The sequence below is a fragment of the Bacillus sp. SRI_025 genome (assembly GCF_057592095.1).
Genome location: NZ_JBYEGB010000005.1, coordinates 165,301 through 185,472, shown reverse-complemented (window position 1 = coordinate 185,472; position 20,172 = coordinate 165,301). Strand labels below are relative to the sequence as shown.

15 protein-coding genes are annotated in these 20,172 nt (G+C 40.5%); 9 read left to right on the top strand and 6 right to left on the bottom strand.

The features are described from left to right. Window positions 1–34: 34 nt before the first annotated feature. The 3 genes from AC20OE_RS15385 to putP form a co-directional block, all read right to left on the bottom strand. The gene (locus tag AC20OE_RS15385) at window positions 35–1,441 is read right to left on the bottom strand and encodes an alkaline phosphatase (RefSeq protein ID WP_487268964.1); all 1,407 of its coding nucleotides are present in this window, start codon (window positions 1,439–1,441) and stop codon (window positions 35–37) included. A gap of 112 nt (window positions 1,442–1,553) precedes the next feature. Next, a complete protein-coding gene (locus AC20OE_RS15380; RefSeq protein ID WP_024424547.1) occupies window positions 1,554–2,246 on the bottom strand; it encodes an MgtC/SapB family protein in 693 nt (230 codons plus the stop codon). A gap of 167 nt (window positions 2,247–2,413) precedes the next feature. After that, on the bottom strand, window positions 2,414–3,895 hold the full coding sequence (gene putP / locus AC20OE_RS15375) for a sodium/proline symporter PutP (RefSeq protein WP_025092651.1): 1,482 nt from the start codon (window positions 3,893–3,895) through the stop codon (window positions 2,414–2,416). A 423-nt stretch (window positions 3,896–4,318) separates the two neighbouring features. On the opposite strand from putP, the gene gatC reads away from it, so the two are divergent. The 3 genes from gatC to gatB are packed head-to-tail and all read left to right on the top strand — an operon-like array spanning window position 4,319 to window position 7,525. Further along, window positions 4,319–4,609: an Asp-tRNA(Asn)/Glu-tRNA(Gln) amidotransferase subunit GatC gene (gene gatC / locus AC20OE_RS15370; protein ID WP_024424549.1), complete on the top strand. Its 291-nt coding sequence runs from the start codon at window positions 4,319–4,321 to the stop codon at window positions 4,607–4,609. 14 nt (window positions 4,610–4,623) lie between these two features. Beyond that, a complete protein-coding gene (gene gatA, locus AC20OE_RS15365) occupies window positions 4,624–6,081 on the top strand; it encodes an Asp-tRNA(Asn)/Glu-tRNA(Gln) amidotransferase subunit GatA (RefSeq protein ID WP_487268963.1) in 1,458 nt (485 codons plus the stop codon). 13 nt (window positions 6,082–6,094) lie between these two features. Next, window positions 6,095–7,525 (top strand): Asp-tRNA(Asn)/Glu-tRNA(Gln) amidotransferase subunit GatB, encoded by a 1,431-nt coding sequence (gatB, locus tag AC20OE_RS15360; protein WP_059374649.1) that lies wholly within the window; start codon window positions 6,095–6,097, stop codon window positions 7,523–7,525. A gap of 179 nt (window positions 7,526–7,704) precedes the next feature. Here the strand turns inward: gatB and AC20OE_RS15355 are convergent, their stop codons facing one another. Next, window positions 7,705–8,550 carry a TetR/AcrR family transcriptional regulator gene (locus tag AC20OE_RS15355; RefSeq protein ID WP_366204515.1) on the bottom strand — a complete coding sequence of 282 codons (846 nt, stop codon included), beginning with the start codon at window positions 8,548–8,550 and terminating at the stop codon, window positions 7,705–7,707. A gap of 131 nt (window positions 8,551–8,681) precedes the next feature. On the opposite strand from AC20OE_RS15355, the gene AC20OE_RS15350 reads away from it, so the two are divergent. Then, entirely contained in the window at window positions 8,682–11,891 is a 3,210-nt protein-coding gene (locus AC20OE_RS15350; RefSeq protein WP_366204516.1) for an efflux RND transporter permease subunit, read from the top strand. Window positions 11,892–11,922: 31 nt separating this feature from the next. Here AC20OE_RS15350 and AC20OE_RS15345 read toward each other — a convergent pair whose 3' ends face one another. Beyond that, entirely contained in the window at window positions 11,923–12,876 is a 954-nt protein-coding gene (locus tag AC20OE_RS15345; protein WP_061110519.1) for a nucleoside hydrolase, read from the bottom strand. Between the two features lie 181 nt (window positions 12,877–13,057). Here AC20OE_RS15345 and AC20OE_RS15340 point away from each other — a divergent pair, with 181 nt between their 5' ends. From AC20OE_RS15340 to AC20OE_RS15320, 5 genes are all read left to right on the top strand, one after another. Next, window positions 13,058–13,966 (top strand): diacylglycerol kinase, encoded by a 909-nt coding sequence (locus AC20OE_RS15340; RefSeq protein ID WP_039177003.1) that lies wholly within the window; start codon window positions 13,058–13,060, stop codon window positions 13,964–13,966. A gap of 61 nt (window positions 13,967–14,027) precedes the next feature. Beyond that, a complete protein-coding gene (gene rlmD / locus AC20OE_RS15335) occupies window positions 14,028–15,410 on the top strand; it encodes a 23S rRNA (uracil(1939)-C(5))-methyltransferase RlmD (RefSeq protein ID WP_487268962.1) in 1,383 nt (460 codons plus the stop codon). Between the two features lie 359 nt (window positions 15,411–15,769). Beyond that, window positions 15,770–17,173 (top strand): RNA/DNA-binding domain-containing protein, encoded by a 1,404-nt coding sequence (locus AC20OE_RS15330; protein ID WP_487268961.1) that lies wholly within the window; start codon window positions 15,770–15,772, stop codon window positions 17,171–17,173. Window positions 17,174–17,579: 406 nt separating this feature from the next. Beyond that, entirely contained in the window at window positions 17,580–18,557 is a 978-nt protein-coding gene (locus AC20OE_RS15325) for a tRNA dihydrouridine synthase (RefSeq protein WP_135009851.1), read from the top strand. A gap of 296 nt (window positions 18,558–18,853) precedes the next feature. After that, complete coding sequence (locus AC20OE_RS15320; RefSeq protein WP_487268960.1) at window positions 18,854–19,582, top strand: hypothetical protein; 729 nt, start codon at window positions 18,854–18,856, stop codon at window positions 19,580–19,582. Between the two features lie 81 nt (window positions 19,583–19,663). On the opposite strand, the gene AC20OE_RS15315 is transcribed toward AC20OE_RS15320, so the two are convergent. After that, window positions 19,664–20,035, bottom strand: coding sequence for a hypothetical protein (locus AC20OE_RS15315; protein WP_039177014.1), 372 nt, complete (start codon window positions 20,033–20,035; stop codon window positions 19,664–19,666). Between the last annotated feature and the right edge of the window lie 137 nt (window positions 20,036–20,172).

Genomic DNA, 20,172 nt, shown 5'->3' with positions numbered 1-20,172 from the left:
CATCCCCGCCTATATGATGAGGCGGGGATTGCTTTTATGGACGATAGATGGATGGTGATTCAATGATTTGAAACAGGTTCTTTCCTTGCTTTGTATTATCGATCCAGCCCTTAAAGGCTGCTTTACCAGGTCCATATGCATAGACAGGGACATCCTCACCTGTATGGGCAAAGGTTGTCCAGCCTGAGAAAGAACGCTGATCGAAAATATGTTGGATGCTGAGTTGGATCGTACTGGCATTTCCTGACTGTGCTGCTTTTTCTACCTGTGAGATTTCGCCTTCTGAGAGAGAGAGATCAATATAGGTCTGAAGGACACCACGTACAGATTGGCCGCCTGCAATTTTCTTAGCCATGTAAACAGGTGTTTTCTTAGCAGCTAAGATGGGCACTGGGTCCCATTTGTAGCCAGTCTCACTTGTCATCCCATCTGTGCCAAACGAAAAACCGCCAGTCGCATGATCTGCCGTGATAACGACAAGTGTTTCTTGATCTTTTTGCGCGAACTGAAGGGCTGTTTGAACTGCTCTCTCAAAATCCTCCATCTCACTCATTGCACCCACCACATCATTTTCATGTCCAGCAGAATCAATGGTGCTGCCTTCAAGTAGCATGAAAAAACCATGCTGGTTGTCTTGATTCAATTGGGTGAGTGCTGCCTGCGTCATGTCTTTTAACTTAGGCACATGCTTCGGACGGTCGATGGCTCGATCCAGCTCGTCCTCCTGGAATAAGCCGAGCATTTTCGAAGATGATTGAGAGGTTAAATCATCTTTTGATCGCAGAATGGAATACCCGCTCTTTTTAAATTCTTGAACAAGATTACGGTCTTTTCGATCAAAATATTGCATTCCGCCACCTAGAAGGATATCAACTTTGTGTTCTCCGCCTATTTTCTCATCAAAAAAGTGGTCTGCAATTTGTTCTTTATTTTTTCGGGAGACGTTATGTGTGCCAAAAGCGGCGGGTGTTGCATCGGTGATGTCAGATGAGACAACAAAAGCTGTTTTCATTTTTGCTTCCTTCGCTGCTTCAACGACACTTCTAAGAGGTTGTTTTTCATGATTGACGGCGATGGCATCATTGTATGTCTTTTTTCCAGTCGCCATGGCTGTTGCTGCGGCAGCTGAGTCAGTAATATTATCTCGAGGATCATCTGGATGTGTGGTCTGCATCCCGACTAAATAAGGGTCCCAGACGGTTTTTCCTTTTAAAGAAGCATGCTTTTCCTGCTTGAATGTGCGGTAGGCTTTGATCATGGGCATCCCCATTCCATCACCAACGATAAAAATAATATTTTTTGGTGTTTTCGTTTGTTTCTTGTCTGCTGCATTCGTTGATACGGGAATGACATAATGTGCGGTGAAAAGGACAGCTAATAAGAGTACTGCTAGAATTCCGCTAAAAAGAAATATACGTGTTTTACGATCCATAGAGCCCATGAAAAATCTCCTTTTATCATTTATTTCATAATTTGTATTTTATTTGAATATTCAAAATGGTTCAACCCCTTATCCCATAAAAAAAGTGACGAGACTTTTGTCTCATCACCTTTTATACCGTATCACACTTCACGCCAACGACGCCTTCTAGATCTTTAATATCAAAGTACACATCGGTTGTATAGCGGTCTTTATGCACACGTACGCGTACTTCCATGATTGGATAGTCTTTTTCTTTTAAATCATCAATTCGTACAGAATGAATGCGGATATTGAGGGCTTTCATTTCTTTTAAAATATCGGTCATGCGGTTTCTGTCAGAAAGAGACATTCTGATGCGAATTTCTTTTTCCTGCAGGCGAATCGGTCCGATCCGCTGGAAGAGCCATGGCAGGAATTCGACACTAATCAGAATAAAGAAAAGGCTGAGGAAGGCTTCTTTATAAAATCCTGCACCGGTTGCAACCCCAAGTCCTGCTGCTCCCCAGATCATCGCAGAAGTCGTGAGACCTGAGATGACATCATTGCTTTTTCGAAGAATCACACCTGCTCCAATAAAACCAACACCAGATATAATTTGCGCCGGTAACCTGAGTGGGTCCATTTGAAGCTTAGAGACTCGAGGGAAATTGTAGGCTGCATCAATGCTGATGATGGTTAAGACGCAGGAGCTGACAGCAATGACAATACACGTTTTTAAGCCGAGGGGCTTTTTCTTCAACTCTCGTTCAAGCCCGATAATCAGCCCGATTAAGGTGGCCACGGCTAATTTTAAGACTGTATCCCATTCAATTGTCCAAAACATGCGTATCGCTCCTTTCACTTCATGTACGTTTCACAACATGTATATGATCTTCTCACAGCCCATATGGCTGCACAACTCTTATTTTATTCAGTTTCTGAAGAAAGAAAAGCTTTTTATTTTATTTAAAAAGAGAGTCATCCGCATAGGGCAGATGACTCTTCAATTCTTTATTTTGTTTCTTCCTCAAGATGATCTTCCATTTTGTTAAATAGCTGTTTTGATGCTTTTGACGGCTTACTTGTCAATAAGCTGACAATAATGGCAGCTAATCCACTTAGCGTAAAGCCTGGAATCATTTCATAAATACCTGTGGCATGGTTGAGACCTGTCGTAATCCATGTCAGAACCACAACTGCCCCAACGATCATCCCAACTAGGGCACCATGATGATTCATTCGTTTCCAGTATAGGCAAAGCAAGATGACTGGACCGAATGAAGAACCAAATCCTGCCCATGCATAACCGACAAGATCAAGAATGGTGTCACTTGGGTTAAGTGAAAGGCATAAGGCGATCACAGCGACAACGAGTACAGACATGCGGCCAATCATGACAAGCTCTTTGTCTGATGCTGTTTTCCTAAAGAACGTTCTGTATAAATCCTCTGTCATTGCACTTGCTGTGACAAGCAGCTGAGACGAAATTGAACTCATAATCGCAGCTAAAATCGCAGAAAGTAAAAATCCAGTGATATATGGATGGAACAATACTTTAGAAAAGACGATAAAGATGGTTTCAGGGTCAGCAAGGTTCATGCCCGTTTCATGAACATAGGCAACACCCACTAAACCGACAGACAGTGATCCAATCACTGAAATAATCATCCAGCTCATTCCGATTCGGCGTGCTGGTTTTAAATCTTTTACAGACGTAATGGCCATAAAGCGCACGATAATATGCGGCTGTCCAAAGTAACCTAGTCCCCAAGCGAGGAAGGAAATAATGCCAATGACGCTCGTTCCTCTAAAAATATCTAGCAATTTAGGATCAATCTGTTGAATATCTTGGAATGTAGCAACAGGTCCGCCTAATTGTGTAAAGGCAACGATCGGCACGAGCACTAATGCTAAAAACATGATAGCTCCTTGGACAAAGTCCGTTAAGCTCACTGCCAAAAATCCGCCGAACAATGTATACAAAATGACAATACTTGATGTTAAAATCAGTCCAAACATGTAGTGAGCACCGAATGCTGACTCAAATAAACGTCCGCCTGATACCATCCCAGACGATGTATACAGCGTAAAGAAAATTAAAATGATGACGGCTGAAACAGCTTTTAATAAAGCAGATGATCCTTTGAATCGTTTATCAAAGAAATCAGGAATCGTAATTGCATCATCCGCAATTTCTGTATAAGAACGTAAACGAGGTGCAAGAATGAGGTAGTTCAAGTAAGCACCAACGATTAAACCAATCGCAAGCCAGGCTGTCGATAAACCTGTTTTATACATTTCACCTGGCACACCCATCAGCATCCATCCGCTCATATCCGCAGCACCTGCTGAAAGGGCCGTAACGAATGGACCAAGCCCGCGTCCACCAAGCATATAATCATTTAAATCATGTGTTTTCCTGAATGCATACCAGCCAATGGCAAGCATCCCGATAAAATAAATAGATAAGGAAATTGTAACTTCAATACTCATTTTGTGTTCTCACCTTTTTCGTATTAATTTGACATCACCTCAATCAAAATATACAGAAGTGCGATGGCAGCTTTTTTGTTTGACTGTCCCGCTCACTGCTATGGTTACTTAACCTAACAGAGTATTCCCAAGTGATCAACCTGCCTAAACCTCTTCATTTTGAAGAAAAAATGTACCGATCGATGATAAGAATCGATATGTAAGCGATTACAAAAATAATCAAAAGTAAAAATTTTCTGAAAAATAAAAAGTCACCTGATGAATATTTCTTTTATCGATTTGATCATAAAGACGTTTCAAGAGAACGGACCTTTTACCGCACCTGCGTAAAGTTGCTTTAGAACAGTAAAATTTGATATGATAAAGTGTATATGACTTATGATCATGACCACGATTACGCATCATTTTTGGAGGTGAACCTGCATGTCAAGAATTTCAATAGAAGAAGTCAAGCACGTTGCGCATTTAGCAAGGCTTGCGATTACAGAAGAAGAAGCTGAGATGTTTACAGAACAGCTTGATAGCATCATTTCATTTGCAGAGCAGTTAAACGAGGTAGATACGGAAAACGTTGAACCTACTACACACGTATTAAAAATGAAAAACGTCATGAGAGAAGATGTTCCGAATAAAGGTCTTTCCATTGAGGCAGTCGTCAAAAACGCGCCTGATCATAAAGACGGCTATATTCGTGTGCCATCAATTTTGGACTAAAGGAGGCCCGAGACATGTCACTGTTTGATCACAAAATTTCTGAATTAAAAGAGCTTTTACATAAAAAGGAACTGTCTGTTTCTGATTTAGTGGACGAGTCTTATAAACGAATCAATGAAGTAGACGGGAAAGTACAAGCATTCCTTGCACTGGACGAAGAAAAAGCTCGTGCGTATGCAAAGGAATTGGACGAGGCAGTTGGTGAAAAGGACGAGCTTGGCCTATTGTTCGGTATGCCGATCGGTGTGAAAGATAACATTGTTACAAAGGGTTTGCGTACAACAGCTTCAAGTAAAATCCTGCAAAACTTTGATCCAATTTATGATGCAACCGTTGTGAACCGCTTAAGAGACGCAGAAGCAGTCACAATCGGTAAATTAAATATGGACGAATTCGCAATGGGATCTTCTACGGAGAACTCAGGCTTCAAAGCGACGAAAAACCCGTGGAATTTAAACACCGTTCCAGGCGGATCAAGTGGTGGATCAGCAGCTTCTGTTGCAGCAGGTGAAGTACCGTTCTCACTTGGATCAGATACAGGCGGTTCTATTCGTCAGCCGGCATCTTTCTGCGGAGTTGTAGGTCTTAAACCGACATATGGACGTGTATCCAGATACGGATTAATTGCATTTGCTTCATCATTAGACCAAATTGGTCCGATTACACGCAATGTAGAGGACAACGCTTATGTTCTTCAAGCGATTTCTGGTGTCGATCAAATGGACGCAACAAGTGCAAATGTCGATGTACCAGATTTTCTTTCTTCATTAACTGGCGACATCAAAGGTCTGAAAATCGCTGTGCCGAAAGAATATCTTGGCGAAGGCGTTGGCGAGGAAGCAAAAGAGTCTGTTCTTCAAGCGTTAAAAGTATTAGAAGGACTTGGTGCGACGTGGGAAGAAGTGTCTCTACCGCATTCTAAATATGCGCTTGCGACTTACTACTTACTGTCTTCTTCAGAAGCATCTGCAAACCTTGCACGGTTTGACGGTATCCGCTATGGCTACCGTACAGATAATGCAGACAACCTGATTGATTTATACAAAAATACTCGTTCTGAAGGCTTCGGAGACGAAGTGAAGCGCCGCATCATGCTTGGTACATTCGCGCTAAGCTCAGGATATTACGATGCGTACTATAAAAAAGCGCAAAAAGTCCGTACATTGATCAAAAAAGACTTTGAAGATGTTTTCGAAAAGTATGATGTCATTGTAGGACCGACAACGCCAACTCCTGCATTTAACATTGGTGAAAAGACAAGCGATCCATTGACTATGTACGCAAACGATATTTTAACGATCCCTGTTAACCTTGCAGGCGTTCCAGGAATCAGTGTGCCTTGTGGATTTGCAAATGGCCTTCCGTTAGGACTGCAAATCATCGGCAAGCACTTTGACGAAGGAACAGTGTACCGCGTGGCTCACGCTTTTGAGCAAGCAACAGATCATCATAAAGCAAAACCTGAACTGTAAGGGGTGAATCAGAATGAACTTTGAAACGGTAATTGGACTTGAAGTCCACGTAGAGCTAAAAACACAATCGAAAATTTTCTCAAGCTCGCCGACACCTTTTGGTGCAGCTGCCAACACGCAAACAAGTGTCATCGACCTTGGATATCCTGGCGTACTGCCTGTACTGAACAAAGAAGCGGTGAACTTTGCGATGAAAGCGGCTATGGCGCTGAACTGTGAAATCGCAACGGATACTAAATTTGACCGTAAAAACTACTTCTATCCTGATAACCCAAAGGCGTATCAAATTTCTCAATTTGATAAACCGATCGGTGAAAACGGCTGGATTGAAATTGAAGTAGAAGGCAAAACAAAACGAATCGGTATTACGCGTCTCCATTTGGAAGAGGATGCAGGGAAACTAACGCACACAGGCGACGGTTACTCACTCGTCGATTTCAACCGTCAAGGAACACCACTTGTTGAAATCGTATCTGAGCCAGACATTCGCACGCCAGAAGAAGCGTATGCTTACTTAGAAAAATTAAAATCCATTATTCAATATACAGGCGTTTCTGACTGTAAGATGGAAGAAGGCTCACTTCGCTGTGATGCCAACATTTCTCTTCGCCCAATCGGCCGTGAAGAGTTTGGTACAAAGACAGAGCTCAAAAACTTGAACTCATTTGCTTTCGTACAAAAAGGCCTTGAATTCGAAGAGAAGCGTCAAGAGCAAGTATTGCTTTCTGGCGGCTTGATCGAGCAGGAAACACGCCGTTATGACGAAGCGTCTAAAAAGACAATTCTTATGCGCGTTAAAGAAGGCTCTGATGATTACCGCTACTTCCCAGAACCGGATTTGGTGGAGCTGTACATTGATGACGAGTGGAAAGAACGCGTAAGAGCATCCATCCCAGAGCTTCCAGACGAGCGCCGCAAACGCTACATCGATGAGCTTGGCCTTCCTGCATACGATGCAATGGTACTCACGCTGACGAAAGAAATGTCTGATTTCTTTGAAGCGACCATTTCAGAAGGTGCAGAAGCGAAGCAAGCATCGAACTGGCTCATGGGTGAAGTATCAGCATACTTAAACTCTGCTCAAAAAGAGCTGGAAGATACAAAGCTAACGCCGCAAGGGCTGGCTGGTATGATCAAGCTTATTGAAAAAGGAACGATTTCCTCTAAGATTGCGAAAAAGGTATTCAAAGAGCTCATCGAAAATGGAGGAGATGCAGAAACAATCGTCAAAGAAAAAGGACTTGTCCAAATTTCTGACGAAGGTGCACTGCTCAAACTTGTCACAGAAGCACTTGATAACAACCCGCAATCCATTGAAGACTTTAAAAATGGTAAAGACCGCGCGATTGGTTTCTTAGTCGGACAAATCATGAAAGCATCGAAGGGCCAAGCTAACCCACCGATGGTGAACAAGATTCTCCTTGAAGAAATCAAAAAACGCTAAAACGCAAAAAACCGCCTGGTGAAAAAGGCGGTTTTTTTGATTGAAATGACAGGGTCTTACTATAGATTCGGACCACAGCCGTATATCAATTTAGAGATACTTTTCTTATAATGAAGCATAAGCGAAAGTGCACATTCGATGGGGGAAAGGTGAGCTAAATCAAAAAACAGCACGTTATGTTACTGAAGAAACAGCCTCAACTGTTCCACTGCTCTTAGAACAGCAGGGTCCTCGCACTTTTCTAAATTCGTCAGCATTCCTTGGATGACTGGCTTACGAGGTTCAGCTTTTGCCAGCTCTTCTTCAATCACTTCAATGGATACAACGGTATCATCAGAAAGCAGATGCTCAAGCTTTAACAAACGAAGCTCCTCTTGAAGGGAAGCAGCACTCGGCGCTTCATCGTCCCAAATGGTTTGCTTCAAAATCGGCTTCGTCTGAGAACGAAGCAATCCTTGAACCAAATCATCAAACCTTTCGAGTATAAAGGATGAGAGCTCATCAAATGATAATTGCATTTGATCCTGTAAAAGCAGAACCTGCACATACGATTGGATAATTCCTTGAATCATGACTGACAGGTCAGTTATATATGGTTCGATCTCCTGTCCATAAGTGGTCAAGATGGAAATTTGAATTTCATCATTCATTTGCTTTTTCACAGTTTTTGAATACTTTTTAATTTGCTGGTTTTCCGGAATAATGTTCTCGCTGAGGATCAGAATGATAAAATCTTTGTTCTCAGCAAAATGCTGAAACTGTTCAGCAATTTGTTTCTGAAAGATCTCTCTCGGCTCGAGATGCTGATTCTCTTTTCGAATTGTTTCGATTGTTTGCATCGAAGTGTCGATATAATATTCAAACGCTCGGTTGAAAAGCTGTTCTTTTGATTTGAAATGTAAATAAAATGCGCCTTTTGATATTCCGCATTCATCTGCAATTTCCTGAATGGTCGTAGAAGAAAAACCCTTTTTCGCAAACAATTGGATGCTTGCTTTAATGATTTTTTCTTTTTTTTCGTTCATGAAATAAGGCCCCTTCAGCTTTAGAATGTTACGTCAAACGCAAGTGAAATGGTTGACGGCATTGTATATCACCGTTTATTATGATATAGAATGACCAGTCAGTCAATACATAAAGGAAAATGGAGGATATAATGAATTCGATCATCAATTTTGTATTAAAGAATAAGTTCGCTGTATGGCTCATGACGATTATCGTAACAGTTGCTGGTCTATATGCCGGATTGAATATGAAACAAGAATCAATCCCGAATATCAACACTCCAGTCATTACGGTTTCTACAACGTACCCTGGCGCAACGCCGGACGAAGTATCAGATAAGGTGACAGATCCAATTGAAAAGTCAATTCAAAACCTCAATGGGGTCAGCGTAGTCACTTCTAATTCTTTTGAAAATGCATCATCTATTCAAATCGAGTACGATTACAGCAAAGACATGGATGAAGCAAAAAAGGAAATTGAAGATGCGATTAGCAATATCGATTTCCCTGAAAATGCAGAAAAACCTAAAATCGCACGCTTTAGTATTAATGCGATTCCAATCCTAGCCCTTAGTGTCTCAGGTGATAAAGAATCATTACAAGACCTTACACAAAAAGTAGAAAATGACCTCGTTCCTTCACTTCAAGGGTTAGACGGCGTCTCTTCTGTTGAAGCTTCAGGACAGCAAATCAAAGAAGTAGAATTTTCGTTTAAAGAAAAGAAACTAAAAGAATACGGTTTAGATGAAGAAACCGTCCAAAACATGATCAAAGGCTCTGATGTGAATGTACCATTAGGTCTATACACATTTGGCAACAAACAAAAATCAGTTGTCGTGGACGGCAATATTTTAAGCGTCAAAGATTTGAAAAACATGCGAATTCCTGTTACACCAAGTGCAAGCGGCGGTGCGGGAAGCGCTGGAGCGGGAGCACCATCTAGCAACGCAGGTGCGCAAGGTGCCGAGCAGCAGGCGGGAAGTGCAAGTCAGCAGCAAGCAGCAGCACAGCAGCAAACAGGTGCAGCAAGCAGTCAATCTGTAGAGCTGCCAACGATCAAGCTGTCTGAGATTGCAGATATTAAAGTCGTAAAAGAGGCAGAATCGATCTCTAGAACGAATGGGAAAGACAGTATCGGTCTGCAAATTGTCAAAGGCTCTGATGCCAACACAGTGAGTGTGGCAGAAGAAGTGACAAAAGAGCTTGAGAAATTCAAAAAAGACAACAAAGGAATCAAAGTAAGCACCACATATGATCAAGCAGAGCCGATTAAAGAGTCTGTCAGCACAATGCTGAACAAGGCGATCATCGGAGCAATCTTTGCGATCATTATCATTCTCTTGTTCCTGCGAGATATCAAATCAACATTAATCTCGGTCATCTCCATTCCGTTATCTCTGTTGATTGCTGTTTTACTATTAAATCAGCTGGATATCACGTTAAATATCATGACACTTGGTGCCATGACCGTCGCCATCGGGCGTGTTGTCGATGACTCGATAGTGGTCATAGAAAATATCTATCGACGAATGGCGTTAAAGGATGAACCGTTAAAAGGCAAGGCACTCGTCAGAGAAGCCACAAAAGAAATGTTTATCCCAATCATGTCTTCAACGATTGTGACAATTGCGGTATTCTTACCGTTAGCATTAGTAGGTGGAATGATTGGTGAACTATTCATCCCATTTGCTTTAACCATTGTGTTTGCGTTACTTGCTTCACTGCTTGTCGCCATTACAATTGTTCCAATGATGGCGCACACTCTATTTAAAAAGAATCTGTACGGCACAGCGAAAAAGGTAAAAGAACATAAACCAAGCAAGCTTGCTGGCGGTTATAGACGTGTACTTAATTGGACACTCAATCATAAATGGATCACATCAGGAATTGCTATTCTTATGCTTGTCGGAAGCTTATTCTTAGCACCACTTGTCGGTGTCAGCTTCTTACCACAGGAAGCAGAGAAAACGGCGATGGTGACATATACACCTGAACCTGGACAAACGAGAGAGCAAGCAATTGATGAAACGAAAAAAGCTGAAGAATATTTGATGAAACGTGACCATGTCAATACAGTTCAGTATTCTCTTGGCTCTTCAAATGCCATGACAGCAAGTGTTGGCGGTAACTCTAACGGTGCATTATTCTTCGTACAATATGACGAGGACACACCGAATTTTGATAAAGAAAAAGATCGTGTAGTCAAAGCCCTGCAAGACAAAACGTCTAAAGGGGAATGGAAATCACAAGACTTCTCATCTGCTGGCGCCAGCAATACTGTGACGTACTATGTGTACGGTGACAAAGCAAGCGATATTGAAGGCACAGTAAAAGATGTTGAGAACATCTTAAAAGATGAGAAAAACCTGAAAAATGTCAGCACAAGCTTATCTGAGAAATACGACGAATATACGTTTAATGCAGATCAAGAAAAACTGGCGAAACTAGGTCTAACTGCTTCACAAATCGCACAAGCGATTGCACCTCAAAATAGTGAAACAACACTGACGAAAGTCACAGAGGACGGCAAAGAACTTGATGTGAAGCTTCAAACGGAAAAAGATGAATATAAGAGCAAAAAAGATTTAGAAAATAAAAAGATCACCACACCAACAGGGCAAGAAGTCCGAATTGGTGATGTCGTCAAAGTAAAAGATGGGACGACAGCAAATACGGTGACAAAACGTGATGGAAAAATCTACGCAGAAGTGTCTGGTGATATGACAACAGACGACGTCTCAAGCGTAACGCAGGATGTTCAGAAGAAAGTCGACAAGCTTGATCTAAAATCTGGCGTAACGATTGACACAGGCGGTGTAAGTGCGGATATCCAAGAATCCTTTACACAGCTTGGCCTTGCAATGCTTGCAGCGATTGCCATTGTGTATCTCGTTCTCGTCATCACATTTGGCGGAGGTCTTGCACCATTTGCAATTCTCTTCTCACTTCCATTTACGGTTATTGGCGCTCTCGCTGGATTGTTTATAGCAAAAGAAACCATCAGCTTAAATGCCATGATTGGATTGCTCATGCTGATCGGTATCGTTGTAACAAATGCCATTGTCTTGATTGACCGCGTGATTCATAAAGAACAAGAAGGTCTCTCAACAAGAGAAGCATTACTTGAAGCAGGTGCAACAAGATTACGTCCAATCTTAATGACGGCACTTGCGACAATTGGTGCACTGCTGCCACTCGCATTAGGATTTGAAGGCGGAAGCCAGATCGTATCAAAAGGACTTGGTGTTACCGTAATTGGCGGTTTAACAAGTTCTACACTTCTCACATTGGTCATCGTTCCAATCGTGTATGAAATGTTAAGCAAGTTTAAACGTAAGAATAAATACGCAGAAGAAGAATAAGAGGAAGCCCCGCTCATTAGCGGGGCTTTTTTTATTTTGAAATCTGGCAAACAGCTTTTCTCATAAGTTCTTCAAATGCGTGGAAAAAGGCATCGCGATCGACATGGTCAATCACTTGAATTGATTTTCCATCTGGATGTTCTTCTGTCCGTCCTTGCTTTGGCGTCTCGGTATAAACGATCGCATTCACTTCTTTTGAACGGGTAAATGATGTAGAAGCAAGAGTAATTGTTGTCAGCACGTCCCATAAGTAATACGTCGAATTGGTTTCATGATGAATGAGCGGCGGACAAAAGGCGTAGCACTGACCGATAAAATCTATTCCAATATGAGAACGAAGAGAAGCCCAGCGCTGACGTACATCAAGTGTAAGCGGGACTTGATTTGTACTTTCAAGTGCGACCATTTCAATAGGAAACGGTTCCTGAAAGACAGTGCTCACAGCATAAGGATCCCAAAATGCATTCCATTCTGCTGTCCCGTCATGCTCAGGTTCTTCAACATTGCCTTTTTCAAGGAACGTGCCGCCCATCCACACCAATTTCTCAATTTTGTTAGAGATTGAAGGATCTTCTTCTAAAGCGCGGGCCAAATCTGTGAGCGGACCAGTAAAGAGCAGGGTGACAGGTTCTTTTGCCTTCTTAACTGTTTCAATCAGATGAAGGTGTGCTGGCAGCTTGGACACTTTTGTATCAACAGTACCTTTTTCATTTAAAATTGGCAGAGCATCTACATAGAAAGCATGCATACGCCACTCCTTCGGAAATGGATTGACGCCTCTAGAAGTTGAAGCAGCGACTTCAATTTCATAAGGGCTGAATCGATCAATGATTTTTTGAGATGCACTGAGAGCAGGCTCTAAATAACAATCAGCAGGAATCACAGACATTCCGATGACTTTCAAATGTTCCATTTGAAGGAGAAGAAATAAAGAGACGAGGTCATCAACACCGCCGTCATGATTAAAATAGACAGGCTTTTTCATCGCATATCATCCTTTACAGCGTTTTCTTTTATCTTATCAGAATGCTTTCTTACTGAGGGAAATGTGCTTGGAGATTTTACATATTAGGTAGTTGTTTTGTTGCCATTTTCAAATCTCATAGTATAATTAAAGGTTGTTAGTGGTGAAAATAGATTGCATAATGAATATAGGATGATGATGAATGAAACGTGCTCGAATTATATACAATCCGACATCTGGGCGTGAACTCTTCAAGAAGAATTTACCGCAGGTTTTGCAAAAATTTGAACAAGCTGGCTATGAAACTTCTTGTCATGCGACGACATGTGCAGGAGATGCCACACAAGCAGCAGAAAAGGCCGCACAGAGAGATTTTGATTTAATTGTAGCAGCAGGTGGAGACGGCACGATCAATGAAGTCGTCAACGGACTAGCACCGCTTGAAAAAAGACCAAAACTAGGAATTATTCCAGTTGGAACGACAAATGATTTCGCAAGAGCACTTGGAATTCCACGAGAAGGTGTTTTGAAAGCGACAGATGCCATTATTGAGGGTGTAGCGAAGCCGCTTGATATCGGTAAAGTCAATGGCCATTATTTTATTAATATTGCTGGCGGCGGCCGGTTAACAGAGCTCACCTATGAGGTGCCTAGTAAGCTGAAGACCATGCTTGGACAGCTTGCTTATTATTTGAAAGGTATGGAGATGCTTCCATCTATCCGCCCGACAGAAGTCGAAATTGAATATGACGGCAAATTGTTTCATGGAGAAATCATGCTGTTCCTTGTTTCACTCACAAACTCAGTTGGCGGCTTTGAAAAACTAGCGCCAGATTCCATTTTAGATGATGGAATGTTTGATCTAATTATTTTAAAGAAGGTCAATTTAGCAGAAGCCATTCGAGTGGTCAGCCTTGCTCTCAGAGGCGAGCATATTCATGATAACAATGTCATCTACGCAAAAGCGAATCGCGTAAAGGTAGATGTAAAAGATAAAATGCAATTGAATTTAGATGGTGAATACGGCGGCATGCTGCCAGGTGAATTTGAAAACCTGTATCGCCATATTGAATTTATTGTGCCAAAAGAAACAGCTGAAAAAATAGGGTGAAGACTGAACTTGGTTCCTTATGGCGGCCAAGTTTTTCTTTGCAAATGAGGTGATAAAATTGGTGAAAATGAAACCGCCTGTTGAAAAGAATGAATACTACAATGTAACCTTCGAAGACTTAACGCATGAAGGTGCAGGTGTAGCAAAAATTGAAGGATTCCCTGTCTTTGTACCGAATGCCCTTCCTGACGAACAAGGGCAAATTAAAGTCACACGAGTCAAAAAAGGATTTGCTTTTGGACGACTCATGGAGCTGACAAAGGAAAGTCAGCACAGGCAAGATGCGCCATGTCCCATTTACAAGCAGTGCGGCGGCTGTCAAATTCAGCATATGAGCTATGAAGGCCAGCTGCTATTTAAACAGAAACAAGTAAAGGACGTTTTAGAGCGGATCGGCAAGCTTGATATGAGCCGTGTAAAAGTTCATCCTGTACTCGGCATGGATGACCCTTGGAATTACCGAAACAAAGCACAAGTGCCAGTTGGCGAACGCGAAGGCGGACTTGTTGCAGGATTTTATCAGCAGCGTACCCACGAAATCATTGATATGGAAAAATGCTTGATTCAGCAGTCAGAAAACGACGAAGTGGTACAGGCCGTAAAAGACATATGCAATGCGTTTGGCATCAAAGCGTATAACGAAGAGCGGCACAAAGGCTGGCTGCGTCATGTGATGGTTCGCTACGGTATTGCAACAGGTGAAATGATGGTTGTGTTTGTTACTAGAACGGCTGATTTTCCGCAAAAGCAGCAGGTGATTGAGCAGATTATAGCACGCTTCCCACATGTTCGGTCAATTGTACAAAACGTGAATTCAAAGAAAACAAATGTCATTTTCGGAGACGAAACAACCATTTTATGGGGCGAAGAATACATTTATGACACGATTGGCGACATCAAATTTGCCATTTCAGCCCGCTCGTTTTATCAAGTGAACCCAGCCCAAACAAAGGTGCTTTATGACAAAGCGCTTGAATATGCCGAGCTGAAAGGCGAAGAAACTGTTATCGATGCCTACTGCGGAATCGGTACGATTTCCTTATTTCTCGCACAAAAAGCAGGCAGAGTATATGGCGTTGAAATTGTCCCAGAAGCAATTGAAGATGCAAAACGCAACGCTGCCTTAAACGGAATCAATAATGTTGAATTCGCAGTCGGCGAAGCAGAAACCGTCATCCCAAACTGGTACAAAGAAGGCATCAAAGCAGACACCCTCGTCGTCGATCCGCCAAGAAAAGGCTGCGACGAAGCACTGCTTGACACGATTTTAAAAATGAAACCAAACCGTGTTGTTTACGTCTCCTGTAATCCCGGGACGCTTGCCCGTGATTTGCGTATTCTTGAAGATGGTGGGTATGTGACAGAGGAAGTGCAGCCTGTGGATATGTTTCCGCATACGAGTCATGTGGAATGTGTGGCACAGTTAATTTTAAAAAATAAGTGAGGTTTATGGCTTTTAAATTGGAGAAAATTTGTAATGAATCTTAATTTTCTTATTATTAAAGACATCAATTTTTCAACAAAGCGTAATAGCAATTCGGTTGTAAAAGCATTAAAATTTAAGAACTTCTTCAGTTGCTCTTTGATGGCAGAAACATTATCACTTAAATGATTTTCTGCCATCTATTTTTAATATCCTAGGTTGATGGGTGTCAGTAACAACAATTCAATCCTTAGGACAAACGAGGCAATCGGCACTAGGGTGTGGGAGAGAGAAAATGTAAGGTTAAGTAACAATAATGGATTAAAGTGGTGTTTTTATGATATAATTTTCCGAATATTGTCGAAAAATGAGGGGATAAATTGGAAAAGAAATTAATTAGTAAACAAGAAGCTATAAATATTATCAAAGAAAATGAAAGCCACTTTCTTGACTTAAAAAGTAAAGATATAACCGGAAAAAAACTTCAAAGAGTGGTAACCTCTTTTGCTAATGCAGATGGTGGAGAAGTGTATGTAGGTATTATGGATGAGAAAGAACAGGTACAAGAGATATTTAACCGGTGGAATGGCTTTGAGAATCAGGAACAAATGAATCAACTCATTCAAAGTATTACTCTAGATATTGAACCCGCTATTCACACAGATATTGAGTTCTATGAAGTAAGAGAACAGACTGGTCATGGATTAGTGTTAAAGATAACGGTCTTCAAAAGTGCTGAAGTTCATTATACGCCTGATAACAAAGTATTTGTTAGAAAGGGTGCCCAAAGTCTTCCTATTACAGGTGACCAAATCACTAATTTAAAATTGTCAAAGGGATTAATTTCATTCGAAGATCAACTGGTTGAAGGATATGATATTGAAGAGCTAGAAGATTCTGAGGAATTAAAAGGATTTTTAGAAGTGTTTTCCCCTCAAGTGGATGTGATGAGTTATTTAAAAAAGCAAAGGTTAATAAGAAAGCAAAAAAATGAGTTTTATCCTACTATTTCAGCAATTCTTTTATACGCGGATAACCCTTCAGCAATACTTTCGAAGAAATGTGCTGTTAAAGTAACTCGTTATGATACAAATGAATTGGAGCCTAAAAGGGAACACCTCCAAAAACAATATACTTTTGAGGGTACTCTCATGCAACAGATTAACGACACTATCAATTGTGTAAAAGAAATAATCGAAGCGGTTCATGTTTTAAATGAAGGGAAATTAACTAAGGTTAAGTACCCTATTGAGGCAATCCAGGAGATTGTAGTTAATGCTTTAATTCACAGGGATTATAATCTATCAGATGATATTCACGTTTTAATTTTTAACAATCGTATCGAAGTAAAGAATCCTGGACGTCTACCTGGTTACATTACACAGGCTAATATATTAGAAGAGCGTTTTGCAAGAAACCCTACTATTGTTAGATTACTAAATAAGTATCCAGACCCACCAAATAAGGATATAGGAGAGGGGTTAAACACAGCCTTTCAAAAAATGCAGGAAATGCGATTAAAGGCTCCCAAAATTGAACTTGAAAATAATAGGGTCGTTGTCACATTACCTCACGAACCACTTGCTTCTCCTGAAGAAACAGTTATTGACTACTTGAAAACTAATGAAGAAATTAACAACAGAACTGCGCGAAAGTTATGTGGTATAGCATCTGAGAATACTATGAAAAATGTATTCGTGAGACTTAGAGATCATGGTCTGATTGAGAAAGTGCCTGGGAAAAAAGGGGCTTCAACAGCTTGGCGTATAATTGATACAGATTAATCATCGTTAATTTGTAGAGTAAGGTTGCTATGCAATTTTAACGTATAGCCTTTATTTGCATTAGTATGTAAGTAGATACTGTCTCCTTCGAATTTGTCTGTGAAATGCATACGACACATGTGGAATGTGTAGCAAGTCTTGTGATTAATTAGTAATGTATTGAGACATCCCGATTTCGTGAAAAACATCGATATTGGGGTGTTTTTATTTTTGTATGTTCAATCGGCACTAAAAAATGATATTTGGAAGTGGAATCAATATTTTCCCCCCACAATTCATTACCAAATGACCTTTTTTGCAATTTTGCCCGGTTCATATTAAAGTATATAATGATAAAAATTGCTGAAAGACTTTATAGAAGGACATGCCCTTTAGGCGCTATGTCATGAGAGGAATTGGATGAAAGATGAGTAAAAATTTCTGGCGTGATTTACCACGGCCATTTTTTATATTAGCACCAATGGAAGAAGTGACAGATGTTGTGTTTCGTCATGTTGTGAGTGAGGCGGCGAGACCTGATGTGTTTTTTACAGAGTTTACGAATAGTGAGAGCTATTGCCATCCTGATGGCATTCAAAGTGTGAAGGGGCGTTTAACGTTTACAGAGGATGAGCAGCCGATTGTTGCTCATATTTGGGGAGACAAGCCTGAGAACTTTAGACAAATGAGTATTGGAATGGCGGAATTAGGATTTCAGGGGCTTGATATTAATATGGGCTGTCCTGTTCCAAATGTCACGCAAAACGGGAAGGGCAGTGGCTTGATTCTTCGTCCAGACGTTGCCGCAGAGCTGATTCAAGCGGCAAAAGCTGGGGGATTACCTGTCAGCGTGAAAACAAGACTTGGTTTTACTGAGGTCGACGAATGGCGCGGATGGCTTAGACACATTTTGGAGCAAGATATTGTGAATTTATCAATCCATCTTCGTACAAGAAAGGAAATGAGCCAGGTGGATGCGCATTGGGAGCTCATTCCTGAGATTAAAAAACTTCGTGATGAAGTAGCCCCTGATACTCTTTTGACAATCAATGGTGATATTCCTGATCGTCAAACAGGCTTAAAGCTCGCTGAACAGTATGGAGTGGACGGAGTGATGATTGGGCGCGGGATTTTCCATAACCCATTTGCCTTTGAAAAAGAGCCGAAGGAGCATACAAGTGATGAACTGCTTGGTCTTTTAAGATTACATCTTGATCTCCATGATCAATACTCATCATTAGGCTTGCGTCCATTCAAGGCACTGCACCGTTTCTTTAAGATTTATGTAAAAGGATTCAGAGGAGCGAGTTTCTTAAGAAATCAATTAATGAATACATCATCAACAGATGAAGTGCGTGCCATGCTGGATGAATTTGAAGCGAGAAATAAGGAGCAATCATTATGAAAAAGAGGAGGGGGAGCCCTTCTCTTTTTTCTTGAATCAGGACTACTAAGAATAGTGAGCAAAAACAATTTGGTTTAGCGAGCTATTTCTTTTGCATCACATATTCGTGATTATACTAAACTTCTTAGTATTTTTATTTTGTAACTTGTTTAACTTAATGTCTTAAAACAGTATTAATTAAATTCATTAATATTCTAGTAATAAACATCATGTTATTTAACTTAAAGTGATATGAAATTTAAATTATACTTATGTATAAAAAATTACTGTCGATATAATTAATGGGAGGTATAAGTGTGTTAGTGTTAAAAAAAAGTGTTAAAGTTATGTATAGAATCTTAAAAAAAATTTTGGTTCCCTCAAAAAAATTATCTATATTCTTTGCTCAACTATGTATGTATTTGTTCTTAATAGCACTGGTAGGCGTTTTAATTAACCAGTCATGGATAATTGAATACAGTGGTTTTTTTCTAAGTAACATAATTGATATAGCTTGTACATATTGGCTGTTCTCTTATTTTAGCTTTCTAAAATTTAGAAAAGATCCTTTGTATTTTAAAGTAGATAAACAAAAGGATTATCCTCACCAATATTCTGAAATTAGTAAGGCAGTGGAAAATATCGATGACATTGAAGTCTCTGTTATGAAGTGGGCTAAAGAGAATTATAATCAGAATGCTTTAGAAAAACTCAAATCATTAAATCTATATCACAGAGTTAGTTCAGGAAGAAAAGACTTAGATTTTTTATATAACTCGCTTATAGCAGTTATTTTAGGGGTAATAACGACAGTAATATTTAATCCTGACATAATGAATACATATAAAACATATACAAGTGAGCGTTTCCCCTTAGTCAACGAGTATGTAATTTACTATATGAATGGTGTGACAATATTTTTTTGTGGGGTAATCATATCATTATACTTTTTGAAAGAAAAGCATTTAATGAATAGAAAAACTGAACTTTATGAAAGTATATTAGATAGAGTTATTAGCAAAATTGAGCACAAAGAAATTGACTGAAACTCTTTTATATCTCATCTATAACGTTTAAATGAATAGTGAGTTGAAAGACCCCCTTACCAAAAGGGGGTCACCATTTCCTTACTCCGCACTCTCCTCAACCTCACGGCTATCCTCAGTTTCACCAATATAAATAGGGCCGTTTGCGTGGTCGATTCGGATTGGCCATTCGTATGGAATTTGAAGACGTCTAGCGATGGCTCTCCAGAATTTTGTGGAATCCAATTCGAATTCTTGGAAGTCTTTTAATAAGTCTTTGTAAGACGAGCCGTCAAATTGAATGTACATATCTTGAAGGCGCATGAACGCGACATGTCTCACTTCTAGTGCTGCTGCGGCTTCCATTTCTTCTTCTGTTGCTTCTCCGATGATTGTACCTGCGGGTGGAAGCATGTCGTATACGTTAAATTCCTCTTCTTCTTCGTGTGCTGCATTGTGCTGTTGATCTGACATTATTCTTCACTCCTTCTCGTTTTCAATCAAAACTTTATTCCGTGCTTACTTCTATTATCGGAAGGAAATGTGAAATGTGGAATGAAAAGAGGAGCAGATCCAGAGCACTTGCTTTTTTCTCTTGAATCATCTATGAT

Coding starts and splice junctions, on each gene's coding strand:
- AC20OE_RS15385 (WP_487268964.1), bottom strand. CDS start 1,441: ATGGGCTCTATGGATCGTAAAACACGTATATTTCTTTTTAGCGGAATT.
- AC20OE_RS15380 (WP_024424547.1), bottom strand. CDS start 2,246: ATGTTTTGGACAATTGAATGGGATACAGTCTTAAAATTAGCCGTGGCC.
- putP (WP_025092651.1), bottom strand. CDS start 3,895: ATGAGTATTGAAGTTACAATTTCCTTATCTATTTATTTTATCGGGATG.
- gatC (WP_024424549.1), top strand. CDS start 4,319: ATGTCAAGAATTTCAATAGAAGAAGTCAAGCACGTTGCGCATTTAGCA.
- gatA (WP_487268963.1), top strand. CDS start 4,624: ATGTCACTGTTTGATCACAAAATTTCTGAATTAAAAGAGCTTTTACAT.
- gatB (WP_059374649.1), top strand. CDS start 6,095: ATGAACTTTGAAACGGTAATTGGACTTGAAGTCCACGTAGAGCTAAAA.
- AC20OE_RS15355 (WP_366204515.1), bottom strand. CDS start 8,550: ATGAACGAAAAAAAAGAAAAAATCATTAAAGCAAGCATCCAATTGTTT.
- AC20OE_RS15350 (WP_366204516.1), top strand. CDS start 8,682: ATGAATTCGATCATCAATTTTGTATTAAAGAATAAGTTCGCTGTATGG.
- AC20OE_RS15345 (WP_061110519.1), bottom strand. CDS start 12,876: ATGAAAAAGCCTGTCTATTTTAATCATGACGGCGGTGTTGATGACCTC.
- AC20OE_RS15340 (WP_039177003.1), top strand. CDS start 13,058: ATGAAACGTGCTCGAATTATATACAATCCGACATCTGGGCGTGAACTC.
- AC20OE_RS15325 (WP_135009851.1), top strand. CDS start 17,580: ATGAGTAAAAATTTCTGGCGTGATTTACCACGGCCATTTTTTATATTA.
- AC20OE_RS15315 (WP_039177014.1), bottom strand. CDS start 20,035: ATGTCAGATCAACAGCACAATGCAGCACACGAAGAAGAAGAGGAATTT.